Here is an 18,046-nt window from a genome sequence, read left to right on the forward strand (position 1 = left end):
GATATGAAAAGATATATTATATTATCACTGACTGCCGTGGCTATGTTGTTTGTGACATCATGTGAAGATGTAATGGATACGAAGCCATATGATAAGTTTGATGAAGCAACTGTTTGGGGATCCAAAGCAACTGCTGAAGCATTTATTAACAGTACCTACAACTCCATTGTTAAGGGAATGTATGCAAGCTTTGTTGGTATCGAAGCATGGACAAACAACAGTGTACATGGGAACGGGACCAGTTTTACCAGGGAACTCATCACGCGGGATGACGATTTTGGTTTTAACCAGTTCCAGCGTATCCGTACCTGTAATTTGATTATTGAGAAGGTAAATGAATCAACTGTCCTGAACGACAATGAAAAGACAGCTTTAATTGCTGAAGGCAAATTTTTACGTTCCATGATATATTTTTGGTTGGCTAAACGCTTTGGAAAAGTTGTCTGGGTTGATCGGGTACTTGGAATTGAAGATCCCGATTTCAAACTACCTACAACGCCCGATGTTGCCACTACCTATGCGAAAATTATTGCTGATATTGACGATGCCATAGCAGGACTTCCGGCTGAAGCGCCTACAGGTAGGGCAAGTAAATATGCCGCTGCTGCATTGAAAAGTGAAATTTGTTTACAGGCTGCCGCTTATACCGGTAATTCTGCATACTACCAGCAAGCCATTGATGCCGCGGATCTGGTTATCAATAGCGGAAAATATGAAATGGAAACGGATTATGAGGGAATGTTCAACGAACAGAAACCCTATTCTAAAGAAATCATACTGGGAGTTTATACCACCAAAGATGTTACTAACTGTGACCATGTTGGAGAGCTTCAAAACGTAGTTCCGAACACCAACAACGACAGGGTGCGGGCCAGCGGAGGAAGCCCCTACTTTAATGTGGATAAGATTTTCGAAGCCTGGCTATGGTGGTCACCTTCCCAAAATCTGGTTGATAATTACCTTGTTATTGATCAGGTTACCGGACAAGCCATCCCCTGGGATGAATCATCTCAATTCTTAGCCAGTGTAAACAAAACTCCTGGTTCGGGTTCAGTAAAAGAAGAGGGTGAAGTAACTGATAACAGCCGTGTAAACGAATTGATGTATCAGAATAGAGATAAACGTTTCTATGGCACAATTGTCTATGATTCGTGTACCTGGTTCAACGAGACGGTTACACTTTGTGTGAAAGGTAATTTGTATCGTTTGGTGAATGGTGGGCTCGGGCCTCACGTGGGGGTGACCAACTATTACTGGAGAAAAGGCGTTTACAACGTAACTCCGCGGGTATTTTATGGTATTCCAACTGATTACCACTGGGTCATTTTTCGTCTAGGGAAGGTTTATCTGAACAAAGCAGAAGCACTGCTACGTCAGGAAAAGGTTTTGGAAGCCGTTAACGCCTTAAACGTTACCCGGACTGTACATGGCGATCTGCCGGAATCAACAGCAAGTACGCTATCCGACGCCTGGGCAGACTATATACGGGAGCGTAGGGTTGATCTTGCCCAGGAGGGGGATTATTACTGGTCATTACTGCGATGGGGAAAATATGGTGGCGATGCCAATGCAGGTAGGTTGCCAGGTACCAAAATAGCAGCATTGGAGGAAGCTCCAGCCTACGTGGAAATCAGCAAAAACCGGAAGAACTACTATATTGCCAAAGTGACTCATAGTCAGAACGATGTGCGGGTATTTGATGAAACGAGAAGATATTTGCTTCCGATTCCTCAAGGACAGATCAATCGAAACGAAAATCTGGTACAAAATCCGGGATGGTAATTCATGTAACTATAAATCAACAAAAAATTGCAAGATGAAAAAAAGTAAGTTAATTATATTGGGCCTTGTTTTACTGGTAGTTTCCGGCTTGTTCAGCTCTTGTCTGAAACAGGGTTTGGATGAATTACCGGCTTTTGAAGAGGCAGAGATGACTGACATCAATTTTGAATACCGTTACGAAGACCTGAACGACAAATGGATTGATGGGTCCAATACCGTTAAATTTGTCAAATTAGGTATCGTAAAAGAGATAAAAAAAGCCGGGGAGAATGGCAATGTAAGTGATTCAATTATTGTGTCCTTATCGATCCCCGCGCCAAGCGGAAGTTTCACCAGGGAAGAAAGGCAAAAGATTTCTTTGACGAGTTTGGTTGCTTATGTATATCTTTCTACAGCGGCAAAAGTTGAGCCTGTTGACAATTCTCCGGTATTTGGTGTCCCGGGTGACTACACACAAATCAGAAAATACAAAGTTACTGCTGCGGACGGTAAAACTTCAAAAATCTGGACTATTCGGGTAAATCCATTACCTGTTATTAATCAGTATGAAGGAGATTATCATGCTACCGGATTTTTTGATCATCCGACAGCTCCAAGGGCTCTTGATTTGGATAAATATTATTCCTCATTGGATGCGACAACGATCACAGGGGCTCATTCTGACCTTGGCGGGGCCGGTTACACGACGAACATCAAGGTTAATTCAGACAATACCTGTACCGTTACGCAATATGCCGGCGGAGACCTCATCGGCGAGATGACTCCCGGAGAGGAGAATAAATATGATCCCGCAACGAAGACCTTTACATTGCATTACAGATATATGGGAGGTGGAGGATATCGTACGATTTCCGAAACGTTGACCTTAAAATAAACCCCCAAGTTTAAAAAACCATCGGTGTCTCAAAATTGAAACACCGATGGTTTTCAATTTTGTTTCAGACAAACCAAATCTAAACCTGATGAAACTAATTCTACTCTTTTTCATGGGAGAAAAAAAATCAATTCATAAAACAGGGATAGTTCTTGTCTTCATCATCACTCTCATAGGGTGCAAACCTGAGAAGAATAAGTTGTATGAAGTATCAGATGTGTTATGGGATGAAACACTGGGGAACCACCGTGCCATCCTGAAAATAGACCAGCCAGCCGAAGCTGTGGCGCTTGATATTTGCTGGCGCCGGCACGACAAAAATCCGCAAGACAGGTATTTTTTAATTGTTGAAGCAACTACAGGAGATACCATCGCCAACATCTCGCGGTTAGAGATAGATAATGAGCGTTGCAAGCTGGCTTTTGGACCTGTAAAAAACGCAGGGCAATATTATTTCTATTATTTGCCCTATCATTCTCAGAAACAATATGCCTTTTACGGTAAGGGATATTTTCCTCCCGAAAATGCTCCCGACTCTTTATGGCAAGCTCAAAACGGTAATGTTTCTAAGTTCGGCGCATTACCCCGGGCAAAACTGCTTGTATTTCAGTCACGCACGGCCTTCGACAGTTTCTATCCGATGGAGGTTATTGCCTTAAACCCGGAAAAAGATTCGCTAATAAAAATCTATCCTGAAGATTTCCTTATTTTTCCTGAAGATAGGTTATTACCTATCCGGATGCTGGATAATATTCCGAAAAAATGGGTTAAAAGCGGTCCCTCAAGCAATTTTTCCGACGAAGCGCTGAAGAATGAATATTATACTTTTCAATTGGGAATTTTTGCTTCCCGGAAAAATTTACAAGGCCTGATAATTGAATTTTCAGACTTAAAAGATGGTAAAAATGAAATCCCCGCCGAAAAAATGACCTGTTTTAATACCCAAGGCACCGGCGCCGACGGAAATCTTTTTGTAAAACGTGTCGATGTTGTGCAGGGACACGTTCAGCCGCTTTGGGTCGGGGTGGATATTAATAAAAATATACCTGCCGGGAATTATACCGGAACAGTCACCATCCGTGCCGAAAATACAGATAAGCAAACCGTTCATCTCCACCTCAGGATTAAAGACGAAGTGTTGACTGATCGGGGAGACAGCGAAGCCTGGCGACATTCGCGCCTGCGATGGCTCAATTCAACCCTCGGTATTGATGATGAACCTACTAAAGACTACAAGCCCATTTCCTATGTAAGCGAAAACACCTACGAAATGAGCGGAAAAACATTTTCCATTTCCGAAAGTGGTTTCCCGGGCTCACTAACCGTTAATGGGAATGAAATACTGAATAGTCCCTTTGCTTTTATCGTGGAAAGCACGGTTGGGGCCGAAAAATTTACCGGTCTTCAAAACATTCAGCAAATAACTAATGAACCCGGGAAAGTGACTGGTTCATGGGAAAACACTTCGGCGAATTTTGAATTATATGGTGTAGGTTCAATCGAATCCGATGCTTACATCCATTACAACATCAAACTGAAGGCCAAAAATGCAATCCGTTTAAAGGATATCCGGCTCGAAATCCCGATAAAAAAAGAAGTTGCCCAATACATGATGGGAATGGACTTACCGGGAACAGCAGTCCCGGTAAGCCACCATGCAAAATGGAACGGGCCACACGACAGTTTCTGGATTGGGAGCGTTGCAGCAGGAATCTGGTGCGAGCTGCGCGGGAGAGAATACCACGGGCCCTTGTTAAACCTCTACCATCCAGAATACCCGCCATCGTGGTATAACAACGACGATGGCGGCTTTAAAATTGAAAGTTGTTCTGGAGAAACAAAAGCGGTGGTGTATAGTGGTAGCCGTAGCCTGGAAAAAGGTGAAGAGCTGGTCTTTGAGTGGTCAATGTTGCTTACTCCGGTTAAGCCGGTCAATTACACAAGTCAGTTTACCGATCGTTATTATCACAACGGCAACGCGCCCATGCCTTCGGATGAAGACCTTGAACGTGGCGTGAAAATAGTAAACCTGCACCACGCCAATAATTATAATCCGCACATCAATTATCCGTTTGTAGCGGTTGATTCTATGAAATGGTTTGTCGACCAGTTACATGCCAAAGGCAAGAAAGTGAAAATTTATTACACGATTCGCGAACTCACCAATTACACGACTGAGATATGGGCGCTTCGTAGCCTCGGCGATGAAATATTAGGCAAAGGAAATGGTGGCGGCTATCCGTGGTTGCGCGAACACCTGATCGATGGATACTTACCGCAGTGGTACCAGTATTTCCCCGATAAAAGTGCAGACGCATCAATTGTTAATGCCCCCGGCGATTCGCGCTGGTACAATTATTACATCGAAGGGTTAAGCTGGCTGGTGAAAAATGTGGATATTGACGGGCTTTACCTCGATGATGTGTCGTACGACCGGCGAACAGTTAAAAGAATCAGAAAAGTATTGGACAACGAAAAACCCGGCTGCCTCATTGATTTGCACTCCAATACCGGGTTCTCTATTGGCCCAGCCAATCAATATACAGAATACTTCCCATACATCAACAAACTTTGGTTTGGCGAAAGTTTCCAATACGATAAAATGTCGCCTGCAAACTGGCTGGTCGAAACCTCCGGAATTCCTTTCGGGCTGATGGGCGATATGCTCCAGGGCGGTGGAAATCCGTGGCGCGGTATGATTTACGGGATGACCGCCCGGTTGCCCTGGAATACCGAAGGTGTTATCTGTAATCCGAAAGATGTCTGGGAAATATGGGATTCATTCGGAATTGCCGATTCAAAAATGATCGGATACTGGGATTCAGACTGCCCGGTAAAAACAAATAATCCACAGGTTCTGGCAACAGCCTATGTGAAAGACAGGAAAACATTGATTTCGGTCGCTTCATGGGATACACAAAAGTGTTACATAAATTTGATCATGGATTGGAAAGCGCTGGGACTCAACCCTTCAAAAGTAAGATTAAGGGCTCCTGAAATTCTCAATTTCCAGACCGGCCGCGAGTTTGGCATTGATGAACCAATTACGGTTGAACCCACAAAAGGGGCATTAATTCTTGTTTCAGAATAAAGCACATAACTAAACCATATAAAATGAAGCATTCAAAAGTTAGAACTTACTCGAAAATATTGTTGTTTACGATAGTGGGACCAATGCTAATGATTGCCTGTGGAAAGGACGGCAATTCGGGATCGCTGGAAGCACAACGCATTCAACGGATGGGCAGTGCCGATAGTCAGTTATTTGACAACGATTGGCTTTTTTCACGATTCGGGCTGCAGGCCGACGGTACATCTGTAGCCGAACCCGAAAATTTGCAGCTTCCTGAAGCCAGTGATTCCTCGTGGCGAAAACTTGATTTGCCGCACGACTGGGCCATTGAAGGCCCTTTCCGGATCGAGTTGAAAGGCGAAACCGGAAAATTACCCTACCAGGGAATTGGCTGGTACCGCAAGCATTTTACTGTTCCGGCTGAAGATGAAGGCAAACAGGTGTATCTGGATTTTGACGGAGCTATGGCCAATGCAAAAATCTGGCTCAACGGCAAGTATATGGGAACCTGGCCATACGGCTATAACTCGTTTCGTATGGATTTGACTCCATTCCTGAAATTTGATGCCGAAAACGTAGTGGCTGTCCGCCTCGATACCGAAAAATGGCAGTCGCGCTGGTATCCGGGTGCTGGAATTTACCGCCATGTATGGATGGTCAAAACCAATCCGGTGCACGTTGCCCATTGGGGAACCTATATTACTACTCCTGAAATCTCGGATGCATCGGCAACGGTTAAAATTGAGGTAATCCTCGATAATCAAGGAAAATCTGCCGTTGATGCAACGGTACAAACCCAGGTTTTTGAACTTGACCTGAATAATAAACCCGGAACGAAAGTCGCTTCGTTTGATCCAACCAAAGTAAAGATTGAGGCTGGAAGAAATGTCAATACTTCAATGCAGACTGTCGTAAAAAATCCTAAACGCTGGGATATTCTTTCTCCAAACCGTTACCTGGCTCAAACCATAGTAAGCGTAGACGGCAAAGTAGTTGACACCTATCATACACCGTTTGGAATCCGCGCCATCGAATTTACTTCCCGAAATGGGTTTTTGCTGAATGACCGCCGGGTCGAGATTCAGGGAACCTGTAACCATCACGATTTGGGCGCTCTGGGTGCAGCAATTAATGCCAGCGCATTACGCCGCCAGTTGACCATCCTGAAAGAAATGGGCTGTAATTCGTTACGCACCTCGCACAATCCTCCTGCTCCTGAATTGCTCGAACTGGCCGACCAAATGGGATTTTTAGTGTGGGACGAAGCTTTTGACTGCTGGAAAAAAGGAAAACGGACATGGGACTACAACAAACTATATGACGAGTGGCACGAAAAAGACCTGAAAGCGATGGTTCACCGCGACCGTAACCATCCCTCCGTTTTTATCTGGTCGATTGGCAACGAGGTGATGGACCAGCGTGATGTGGAAATGACCAAACATCTTGCCGATATTGTTCGCAAGGAAGATCCGACCCGACCGGTTTCCAACGGATACAACGACCCGGATGGCGGGCGCGAGGTGGGGGCGGTAGTTGCGCTCGACATTATGGGGGTGAATTATTTCTTCGGAAGGCAGCCTGAATGGGATGCCGATCCTCGCTATGCCAACAAACCCACACTGGGTAGTGAAACGTCATCGTGTGTTTCGTCGCGCGGCGAATATTTCTTCGGGAAAGAATATCAAAACTGGCAGATAACCTCATATGATGTGGCCAAACCGGGCTGGGGCTGTTCTCCGGATGAGCAATTCCGCACCAATGCCAAATTCCCAAATTTATTGGGCGAATATGTTTGGACGGGCTTCGATTATTTGGGAGAACCTACGCCTTATAATTCCGATGAAACCAATCTTTTGAATTTCAGGAACGATCCGGCAAAAAAGGCTGAACTGGAAAAGAAACTGGAGGAAATTCGCAAAAACAACCCGCCATCGCGCAGCAGTTATTTCGGAATTGTCGATTTGGCCGGATTCCCCAAAGACCGTTTTTACCTGTATCAATCGCATTGGAGACCCGATTTTCCGATGGCACATATTCTTCCGCATTGGAACTGGCCAGAACGGGTTGATTCAATAACTCCGGTTCATGTTTATACTTCGGGCGATGAAGCCGAATTATTCCTGAACGGTAAAAGTCTGGGTCGAAAAGTAAAAATATCCGGAAAAGATTTCCGCTTAGTTTGGGACAAGGTCGTATATCAGCCCGGCGAACTAAAAGTAATTGCTTATAAAAATGGAAAACAGTGGGCCACCGATGTGGTGAAAACAACCGGACCTGCTGCAAAATTGAACCTCGCAGCCAATAGTGACGAAATAGCTTCGGATGGAGTAGACCTTTCATACATTACCGTAAAAGTTCAGGACAAGGATGGATTAACAGTTCCACGTTCTCACCCCCTGATTCAATTTGAAATTGAGGGGCCCGGCGAGATTGTTGCCACCGACAACGGTGACCCAACCAGTTTTGTGCCTTTCCAAAGCCATGAGCGTGATGCTTTTAACGGAATGGCCCTGGTAATTGTAAAAGCTAAAAAAGGCGCAACTGGCGATTTTAAAGTCAAAGCCGCCAGCAATGGCCTTGGTTCGGGAGAAATCAGTATAAAAACCAACTAAACAAATGATGAGGACAGTACTCACCTTTTTGATCATTTTCAGTTCGATTTTTACCCAGGCCGGGCAAAAAAGCCGGTTTCATCTACCAGATGGCTCGGCTGTTGAAGATTCTGTAGTCCATTGGCATCACCGCTACGACCATACTTTAGTCATGAAAATGTTGAATGCAGTTCCTGATGGAAAAGGAGGATCGAACGTGTTCATCAATTTTGAGAAGGCACTGGAATTGGTGAAAATGGTTGATAATCTTACCCTGGAAGCACCAAAAATAATCTATCTGGTTGGTTGGCAATACCATGGGCACGACGACTTGTACCCGGCTTTTTTTGAGGTAAATAAGGCATTGAAACGCCCTCAGGATAAGGATGCCCGTACCAGCCTGCTCTGGCTGATGAATGAAGCAAAGAAATATCACACAACCATAAGTCTTCATATCAACATGACCGATGCTTACAACAATAGCCCGCTATGGGAAGAATATGTGGCAAACGATTTAATCTCAAAAAATGCAGATGGAAGTCTGATGATCATTGGAAATTATAATAACCGTAAATCCTACCAGATTAATTACCGGAATGAATGGGAAAAAGGTTATGCACAAAAACGGATTGACGCGCTGATCGCGTTACTTCCCCCACTGAAAGAAGCTGGTACCATTCATCTGGACGCCTGGATTGCGCGAGAAAGTAAAGGTCATGGCGAGTCGCTGGAAATTGAAAAGCAGTATCAGCAAAAGATTTGCAAGTATTGGCTACTGAAAGGCATCGACCCGACCAGTGAATGGGTGATGGATTATATGACAGGACTTGTTCCATATTACTGGCATTTTAATCATCGTACACAGGCCGATTATCTGAAGGTTCCTGCAAACATTTGCACAGGCAGCCGCATGAATCCAGATTTGCGGGATAGTGATTTTGGGCTGGAGTTCCTTTTTGGAACCAGCATGTATGGCGAAAACATATTCCCTTCGGCAAACAACAAGGTTACAGACGATATGTGGGATTCGCTTTTTGTCCGTGATTTTTACACCAGCTTTTTGCAGTATGATTACCTGAACAGGCTCGACCGGAAAGCCGTTGATGGAACAGGTAATAAGCGTATTGCAAGTTTTTCGGGAGAGGTGAAAGTTTCGCTGACCGACAGTACGGTGTGGCAAAACGAACGGTTGTTACGCAAAGGAAATACCTTGTGCTTTCCGGCTTTGTGGCGAAGTGACAACAGTCTGGCTGCATATAGCCAGAAAGGTGCCACCCTTCTTTACGAGGTTCCAGAAAGTTGGAAAACTGTTAAAAAAGCTGACGTTTTCCTGGTCACAAAAAACGGATTGCAAAAATCTGAGACTCTGGAAGTCAGGAACGAAAATTTAACCCTGAGGCTTCCTCAAGGGAAACCGTTATTGATTGTTCCGGAGATAACTCAAAAGCAGAAGCGATATAATAAGTAATGAGAATAAAATGATGTTGTATTTGAATTCGCATTTTTATCTTGACTCACCCCGCGCATCTGCGATGCTTTGCCCCTCTCTCGCGAGAGAGGGGCGGAACGTCCGCCAAGCGGACGTCGGGGTAGTACTCTTAAAATACGACAATAAATAAACCAGTTAGATATGACTTTACTCAAAAAAAATAACATTGGCGAAAAACTGAAATTGCGCTTACTTATTGCTTTTTTTCTGATTTTTTGGCAGGCTAAAGCACAGGTAACCGTGGTAAAAGAACACATAAAAAGTGGATGGAATTTCACCTCCATTTTCAGCCCTTCTCAATCGGATGCGGCGCTTCATTCTAAAATTACAGTTGTCGGAAATAAACCTCTGGCCTCGTGTTTATCGCCCGATGGTATGCACAACGGCATTCTGCCTCAGGAAAACCGGTTGCTGCGCGACTTCTTTTGTTTTACAAACACAACCAGCGGGGGCAAAATTGTAATGGATTTCGGCAACCCAATTCCGGTGGTCGCGATCAACTCTTATTCGGCGCACGGGCCTGTTGACGGAACTACCTGGTGCAACGAATTTGATGGCTCGCGCGGGCCACAGGTGTATTCGCTTTACGCCTCTTCGGCGCAGCAGCCAGGTTTTGATAATCTTTCAGGAAAAGAGTGGATAAAAATTGCTGATGTGGATACCCGTCCTGAAAATGATAAAGAGGATTGGCAAGGCAGTTACGGGGTGAATATTAAAAATGCCGATGGCAGTTTGATGGGTAATTTCAGGTGGCTGGTTTGGGATGTAAAACCTACACTAAAAAAGGGAACGAGGCCCGAATGGACAAATACCTGGTATTGCGAATTGGATGTCCATACGCCGGAAACCATTAAGAACACCGGAGATGCCATCATGGCTGGCACACAATTAAAAGAAATTATTTTAGCATTCAAATCGCATTTCGATATTGGGTTCACGCATCCGGCTCCTGAAATAGTTGATATTTACCGTACGAGCATGATCGACAATGCACTAAACCTGATTGAAGAATCGTACAAACTTCCACCCGAAAGACGCTTTGCCTGGACTATCCCATCATGGGTGGCCTATCAGGTTTTGTGGGATGGGCAAGACTCAACGCGAAGATCAAAAATAATTAAAGCCATGAAAAGCGGGAGTTTGATTGTTCACGGACTTCCGGTAACGCTACAAACGGAAAGCCTGGAGCCCCAGGATTTGATTTTCGGATTGTCGTTGAACCAAAAAATAAGTCAAGAAGTGGGCATTCCCATGTCCCGTTCAGGTAAAATGACCGACGTACCCAGCCATTCATGGATTTTGCCGACGCTATTGAAAAATGCGGGCATCGATTTTCTTCATATTGGCGTTAATCCGACCAACGAACGACCCAATGTGCCTTTGCTCTACTATTGGCAAGGACCTGATGGATCGAAATTACTGACCATGCAAACACAAGGTTACGGTTCTGATTGCGAATTCGGGCACGGCCTGTATCCGCCTAAGGATTGGCCCTATAAAACCTGGCTGGCATTGATTGTTGCGGTGGAGAATGCAGGTCCGCCTAAAAAGGAAGAAATTGACTATTTATTGGGCGAAGCGGCAAAAAATGAACCGGGTGTTAAAATCCGTTTCGGAAAAATGGAAGATTTTTCGGATGCTATTTTTGCTGAAGAAAAAATGGGTGCAAAAATCCCGGTCGTCAGGGCCGATATGCCCGATTCCTGGATTCATGGAATGGGAACCATGCCGGTAGAGGAATCCATCGCGCATAAAACACGCAAAGAAATCACGTCCGTTGAAATCCTTGATTCGCATTTACGTTTATGGGGCTTATCCCGGACTGATATTAGTAAAGATTTATTCACTGCTCATGAACGCAGTCTGATGTATGGCGAACATACCTGGGGTGGCGCCAGAAACCTTCAGGGGAAAAATGCTTATGGGGTCAAAAATTTCGAGGAGTTTATCAAGACAGACAAAGACTGCCAGTGGCTTGAGAATACCTGGAAAGACCATGCCAATTATATTCGTAAATCGGCTGAAATAACCGATTCGCTTGCTTTACAGGAAATGGCTCAACTTGCCGCGAATGTTGCCGTCGAAGGAAAGCGAATGGTAGTGTATAATTCATTGCCGTGGAAGCGTGACGCCTTGGTTGAAATCCCCGACAGCAAAGGGAAAAAGCTACTGGTGAAAAACATTCCAGCTTGCGGATACCAAACAATTCCGCTGAAAAACCATACTGATGTAGATAAAGTTGAACCCAATGATGAAGCAACACTGGAAAATAAATTCCTGAAAATTAAAGTCAATCGGAAGAATGGCGGTATTGTTTCGGTTATCGAAAAGAAAAGCGGCAGAGAACTTGTTGATGCTCAATCGGAGTATGCCTTCGGACAATATTTTTACCAGCGTTTCGATAGCGCTCAAAATCATGATTACCACACCGGCTGTGTACATCTGAATACCGTTTATGGTTCAAACGACAGGTCGTGCTGGGGGTGGAATACACGGGCCGATTTACCATCATCACCTTCGTATCAATGCGCTGTGCCCGAATTCCAGTCCATGAAATTACGTCGTACGACTACCTCAACCGATGTAATTTTATTTGCAAATGCCGGCGGATTGATTCAATCTGATGTAACAACTGTAATCTCGCTACCCAACGATTTGCCCTGGTTTGAAATTAAAGTGCAACTCGATAACAAGAAACCGGATTACTGGACCGAAGCAGGTTCGATTTATTTACCGGTTAAAGCAGCCAATCCGCAATTCCGGATTGGTCGTTTGGGAGCAATGTCGAATCCGGCTACCGATTTTGCTTCAGGAAGTAATCGCACGTATGGTTATGTAAATACTGGCGCTATAGTTGCCGACAGTAAAGGGAAAGGCCTGGCGATTTGTCCTCTCGACCACGGAATAATGAGTTTTGGCGATAAAGGTTTGTGTACAATTGACCCCGACTATGTACCAGCAAAACCACTTGCGTTGGTCAGTATGTTCAATAATCTGTGGACCATTAATTTTCCGTACTGGATAAAAGGTTCGCTTTCGTCCAGGGTCAGAATCTGGGCAACCGAGAATCTAAACGATTCAAGTCTGGTAATTGCTGCAACAGAAGCCCGCTACCCGGTAATGGTGGGCTATGCCGAAGGTCCTGCGGGTAAATTGCCCGTTACAGCTACCGGTCTCGAATTGAGCAGAAGAGGGGTTGATCTTATTTCTTTAACTTCCAATCCCGATGGTAAAGGAAATTTGATGCGTTTATGGGAACAGTCCGGCATATCGGGAAATTTAATCGTAAAGTTTCCTGAAGGTACCAGATTCACCAAAGCTACGCCAGTCAATCTTCGTGGTGAGATAGAAGGAAAACCGATACCTGTTTCAGACCGAACGTTGAAATTTTTCATGAAAGCATATAGTCCCGCAGGTTTTATATTGGAATAAAAAATAAAAAAAATGAGATTAAAATTAAGTATTTTGGTTCTGATTATCAGCGTACTTTCGTTTTGTTCAGGAAATGAAACTTCAGCCTTTCCATTTCCGCAGAATGAGAATCCGGATACAACATTCATCTCGTATTTCAACGATCTGAAGTTTTTTGTTCCGCAGAAACATCAGTACCATCAAACCTTGACCTTAAAACTTTTCATGTCTCAGGCTTTGTTCGATGGGAAGCTAAAACGCAAAGACAACGGCAAATCGGAAATTTTCCTGAATTACGAACAAGCGTTAGATGTTATCCGGAAAATCGATAATTTGACCATTGGCATTCCCAAGATTATCTATCTGGTAGGCTGGCAATACAACGGGCACGACTCGAAATACCCCGCATGGTTCGAAGGAAACGACCGCCTCAAACGACTGCAGGATGACAACTCGCTCGAAAGCCTGAAATGGCTGATGAAAGAAGCGGAAAAATATCATACCACCGTAAGCCTTCACATCAATATGTTCGATGCTTACGAAGACAGCCCTTTGTGGGATACCTATGTGAAGAACGACATCATTGCCAAAAATACCGATGGAACTTTGCGTGCCTGCGAATGGGGATACCCGATTAGTTACGCGCAGGAGTGGAAAACCGGATTTGCACAAAAAAGGATCGATTTGTTATGTAGTTTAGTTCCTGTTCAACATGCCGGGACGATACATATTGATGCGTTTCACACCTGGCCGCCAGTGCCGGTATATGAACCAAACGGAGGATATCGTGCTGATTTATCGAAAGGAGCCACAAGTCCATACCTGAAATTTACAGTTAAAGATGAAGCTGAAGCCCAGCGAAATATTATCGGCTACTGGGCTTCCAAAGGTATTGATGTAACCAGCGAAGGGGTTGATTTTTTGCGCGAAACGACATTGGAAGGCTATCAGCCCATGGCCTGGTGGTACGGCGGACTTGACAAGTATTTAAAATGGCCCGCATCCTATTACTGTGGTGGGGTAGATAGAAGTGAATGGGGAAAGCTTTTCGGAACCAGTATGCATGGTGAAGATCTTGTTAAAAAAGACCCGCAAAACCTGGCCGGTTTTAAAGAACAATTTTGCTTAAACACTGCGGTATGGTATTACCTGAACAGGCTCAACCGGCTTTATGTATTGACCGGAAAGGAATACAAAGCCGTTCAGTTTTCTGAAAATGTCAGGACATTCTTGTCAAAAGACCTTTACAAAATATCAAAAGGTGAGGCTATTCTTGTTGAAAATTCGGATGTTCTGATACCTGCGCTCTGGCTTGGTGAGAATAAGCTGATTGCCTACTCCAAAAACGGATATGAAAACAAATCATGGACTCTTCCTGAAAATTGGAAGAATGTAAAAGAAGTGAAGCTTAGCCGGGTAGATACTGATGGGGAAGCGGTTTTGAGCACAAAAAAAATAAAATCCGGAAAGCTATTCCTGACATTGGCAAAGGATGAAATGGTACTGATTATTAAATAGTAAGACTGAATGAAATAAATCAAACAACATGAAGAAGCTAAAAGATTTGGTGAACTGGTTCAGGTACGATTACCGCTAATTTTTCAAAATAGTCAAAACCAATAAACATGATAAAATCAACACTTATTTCAGTAATGCTGTTCGCCTGTTTTATGTTTTCCGTAATGTGCAGCAGCGCAACGGCAAACGGGCAGTCTGGATCAGCGCCCGATACCGTGCGACTGGCCCGTTTTGGAGTGAAAGCGAACAGTTTTGAAAACGCAGCTTCAGGCATTGTGAAGGCTATCGGATTTTGCAAATCGAAAAAGAATGTGGTATTGAGCTTGCCTGGTGGTCGAATCGATGTGTGGCCTGAAGGAGCTTTTAAGAAAGAGCTGTACATCTCAAATTCGACCGAGAACGACACTCTTTCGAAGGTGAAAAATATTGCTTTTCTGCTTGAAGGAATTAAGGATATGACCATCGATGGCAACGGTACGCTGGTCATGCTTCACGGAAAGATGGAATCGTTCGTTTTCCTGAATTGCACGGATGTGGTTCTGAAGAATATCAGCTTCGATTATGAACGCCCAACCATGTCAGAACTGAAAATCAGATCAGCAACCAACAATGAAGCTATAGCTGAAATTCATCCTGATACCAGGTTCGATATCAAAAATGGCAAAATCCGTTTTTACGGCGAAGGCTGGAAAAGCAACGCGTACCATACCATCTCCTGTGATCCTGCGACTGGAGTAATGAAATACAGCTCATTCCGGCCATTTCTGGAAAGTCAGGCTACACAAACCGGGTGCAGGGAAGTTACATTTAAAGGCGATTTTTCGAAGCTTGAATTACGAACCGGCAACGTGCTTACAATTCGCGATCCTTATCGCGACAACTCCGGTGCATTGATCAGCCTGAGCAAAAACATCTGTTTGGAAAATGTAAAAATGCACTACATGCACGGGTTGGGTATTGTATCGCAGTTTTCAGAAAATATTTCATTACTGAAAGTCGAAGTGGCTCCGAGGCCTGAATCCGGAAGGCAAATATCTGCCTTCGCCGATTGTTTTCATTTTTCAGGATGTAAGGGCAAAATACTGATCGACAGTTGTTTCACTTCCGGTTCTCACGACGACCCAATCAATGTGCATGGTACGCACTTGCAAATCACGGCAATTGATGCGGCTAAAAAAATCACCGTTCGCTTTATGCATCATCAAACCTATGGCTTCGAAGCGTTTTTTGCAGGCGACAGCATTGCTTTTATCAACCCGCAAACACTGATGCCGGTAGCGACTGCCCAATTGAGATCGGCAAAACTCATCAATCTTCGCGAAATGGAACTTGAATTGGATGGACCTTTGCCTGAAAATGTAAAAACAGGTCTTTGCATCGAAAACCTGACATGGACCCCGGAGGTAATCATTCGAAACAGCCGTTTTGAACGAACCAATACCCGCGGCTTATTGATTACCACACGCCGAAAAGTGTTAATCGAAAACAATACATTCTTTCGAACCGGGATGTTTCCCATTTTGATTGCTGATGATGCTTCTAGTTGGTTCGAGTCGGGAGCGGTAACCGATGTGACTATCCGGAACAACATCTTCGAAGATTGCGGTTATAACTCCGGAAGCGGTGCGATTAATATAGCGCCGGAAAATCACGAACTGGTTGTGGGCAATAGTGTCCATCGCAATATTCGCATCATCAACAATACCTTTAAAGTATTCGATGGTGCTGTTCTTTCGGCCAGGAGTGTTGAAAACCTGGAGTTTACAGGCAACCGGATTATTCGTTCCCATTTTCTGGAAACTGAAAATAAGTCAGCTGCAATCAGTTTAACTGCCTGCAAGAAAGTTCGGATTGAAAAGAATAATTTTGATCAGGCAGAATTACCTGTCATCGATGCAGTAAAAATGACAAAAAAAGACTTGAAATCGGATTTGAAAATTAATTTAAACAAATAGCGTTGATTATGAAAAGATTAGCAATTTTCGTATTGGGAGGTTTGTTCTCACTCGTTTCGGTTAATGGGTTTGGTCAATCCAAAATCGACCCGAAAGACATTAAGGACAAGATGCAGTGGTTTGGCGATGCCAAATTGGGTATTTTTATTCATGCCGGAATTTATGCCGTCGATGGCATCGACGAATCCTGGAGTTTTCATAATAAAAAGATCAGTCATACCGATTACATGAAGCAGTTGAAAGGTTTCACCCTGAAAAACTACGATCCGGCATTTTGGGCCGATCTGATCAAAGAAAGCGGTGCCCGATATGCGGTAATCACTACCAAACATCATGATGGTGTGGCCATGTACGACACTAAGATGAACAGCCTGAGCAGTGTTAAAGCCACTCCGGCCAAACGCGACATGATTAAACCGTTCTTCGAAGAATTGCGCAAACGCGACATCAAATGCGGCGCTTATTTTTCGCTGATCGACTGGACCGATAAGGACTATCCGGGTTTTCTGAAGGACAGTTCAAAATATAAAATCTCAGACGATTACGAACGGTGGAACCGCTTTCGGAGTTTTTTCCAGGGGCAGATCAAAGAAATCAACAGCATGTTTAAACCCGATTTGTGGTGGTTCGACGGTGACTGGGAACATAGTGCCGAAGAATGGGAAGCACAAAAAGTGAGGCAGATTATTTTATCAGAAAACCCAACGGCCATCATCAACGGACGCCTTCAGGGTTACGGCGATTACGAAACCCCGGAACAAAACTTCCCGGTTTCGAAACCCAGATACAATTGGTGGGAATTGTGCATGACGACTAACGACAACTGGGGTTTCCACCACGATAACAACTGGAAAACACCTTACGAAATCATTACTATTTTTGTGGATGCCGTTTCGAACGGCGGCAATTTGTTGCTCGACATGGGTCCCAAGGAAGATGGAACCATTCCGGCGGAACAAATCAACGTGCTGAAAGAATTGGGTGCCTGGAACAAAAAGCACGGAGAAGCCATTTTTAATACAGTAGCCGGTCTTCCTCAAGGTCATTTCTACGGCCCAACAACTTTGTCGAAAGATTCAACTTCGGTGTATCTTTTTCTGCATGGAAAAACAAGCGGGCAGGTCATGTTAAAAGGCTTGATTAATAAGATTGAAGATTTAACTGTTGTTGGTAACGGCGCAAAACTAAACCATAAAGTAGTTGGTAAGATCTCGTGGAGCCCGGTTCCCGGACTGGTTTACATAGACATTCCTGAAAACGTACTGGATAAATATGTGACTGTATTAAAAGTGAGACTGAATGAGCCTGTGAAGTTATATCGCGGTCATGGCGGTCTGAACTAACAACCTAACC

At 44.2% G+C, this 18,046-nt stretch carries 9 protein-coding genes; all 9 read left to right on the top strand.

Annotation, left to right across the window (positions count from 1 at the left end):
* Nucleotides 1–3 precede the first annotated feature (3 nt).
* The 9 genes from ACOIT5_RS14970 to ACOIT5_RS15010 all read left to right on the top strand — a co-directional run bounded on the left by ACOIT5_RS14970 (nt 4) and on the right by ACOIT5_RS15010 (nt 18,036).
* A complete protein-coding gene (locus tag ACOIT5_RS14970) occupies nt 4–1,782 on the top strand; it encodes a RagB/SusD family nutrient uptake outer membrane protein (RefSeq protein WP_423126966.1) in 1,779 nt (592 codons plus the stop codon).
* 115 nt (nt 1,783–1,897) lie between these two features.
* Nucleotides 1,898–2,656, top strand: a complete 759-nt coding sequence (locus ACOIT5_RS14975; RefSeq protein ID WP_423126967.1) for a DUF5018-related domain-containing protein — start codon at nt 1,898–1,900, stop codon at nt 2,654–2,656.
* Between the two features lie 88 nt (nt 2,657–2,744).
* On the top strand, nt 2,745–5,747 hold the full coding sequence (locus tag ACOIT5_RS14980) for a glycoside hydrolase domain-containing protein (RefSeq protein ID WP_423126968.1): 3,003 nt from the start codon (nt 2,745–2,747) through the stop codon (nt 5,745–5,747).
* Between the two features lie 23 nt (nt 5,748–5,770).
* Nucleotides 5,771–8,341 (top strand): beta-galactosidase GalB, encoded by a 2,571-nt coding sequence (gene galB, locus ACOIT5_RS14985; protein ID WP_423126969.1) that lies wholly within the window; start codon nt 5,771–5,773, stop codon nt 8,339–8,341.
* Nucleotides 8,342–8,345: 4 nt separating this feature from the next.
* Nucleotides 8,346–9,788: an endo-alpha-N-acetylgalactosaminidase family protein gene (locus ACOIT5_RS14990; protein ID WP_423126970.1), complete on the top strand. Its 1,443-nt coding sequence runs from the start codon at nt 8,346–8,348 to the stop codon at nt 9,786–9,788.
* 162 nt (nt 9,789–9,950) lie between these two features.
* A complete protein-coding gene (locus ACOIT5_RS14995) occupies nt 9,951–13,241 on the top strand; it encodes a hypothetical protein (protein WP_423126971.1) in 3,291 nt (1,096 codons plus the stop codon).
* Between the two features lie 12 nt (nt 13,242–13,253).
* Nucleotides 13,254–14,738, top strand: a complete 1,485-nt coding sequence (locus ACOIT5_RS15000; protein ID WP_423126972.1) for an endo-alpha-N-acetylgalactosaminidase family protein — start codon at nt 13,254–13,256, stop codon at nt 14,736–14,738.
* A 107-nt stretch (nt 14,739–14,845) separates the two neighbouring features.
* Entirely contained in the window at nt 14,846–16,693 is a 1,848-nt protein-coding gene (locus tag ACOIT5_RS15005; RefSeq protein WP_423126973.1) for a right-handed parallel beta-helix repeat-containing protein, read from the top strand.
* A gap of 8 nt (nt 16,694–16,701) precedes the next feature.
* Nucleotides 16,702–18,036, top strand: a complete 1,335-nt coding sequence (locus tag ACOIT5_RS15010; protein ID WP_423126974.1) for an alpha-L-fucosidase — start codon at nt 16,702–16,704, stop codon at nt 18,034–18,036.
* The last annotated feature ends 10 nt before the right edge of the window (nt 18,037–18,046 follow it).

It is taken from the genome of Gaoshiqia hydrogeniformans, from assembly GCF_049347105.1.
Classification (GTDB): domain Bacteria; phylum Bacteroidota; class Bacteroidia; order Bacteroidales; family Prolixibacteraceae; genus Gaoshiqia; species Gaoshiqia hydrogeniformans.

Excerpts from the sequence above, each read along its gene's own strand:
- ACOIT5_RS14970 (WP_423126966.1), top strand. The coding sequence starts at position 4 with ATGAAAAGATATATTATATTATCACTGACTGCCGTGGCTATGTTGTTT.
- ACOIT5_RS14980 (WP_423126968.1), top strand. The coding sequence starts at position 2,745 with ATGAAACTAATTCTACTCTTTTTCATGGGAGAAAAAAAATCAATTCAT.
- galB (WP_423126969.1), top strand. The coding sequence starts at position 5,771 with ATGAAGCATTCAAAAGTTAGAACTTACTCGAAAATATTGTTGTTTACG.
- ACOIT5_RS14990 (WP_423126970.1), top strand. The coding sequence starts at position 8,346 with ATGATGAGGACAGTACTCACCTTTTTGATCATTTTCAGTTCGATTTTT.
- ACOIT5_RS14995 (WP_423126971.1), top strand. The coding sequence starts at position 9,951 with ATGACTTTACTCAAAAAAAATAACATTGGCGAAAAACTGAAATTGCGC.
- ACOIT5_RS15000 (WP_423126972.1), top strand. The coding sequence starts at position 13,254 with ATGAGATTAAAATTAAGTATTTTGGTTCTGATTATCAGCGTACTTTCG.
- ACOIT5_RS15005 (WP_423126973.1), top strand. The coding sequence starts at position 14,846 with ATGATAAAATCAACACTTATTTCAGTAATGCTGTTCGCCTGTTTTATG.
- ACOIT5_RS15010 (WP_423126974.1), top strand. The coding sequence starts at position 16,702 with ATGAAAAGATTAGCAATTTTCGTATTGGGAGGTTTGTTCTCACTCGTT.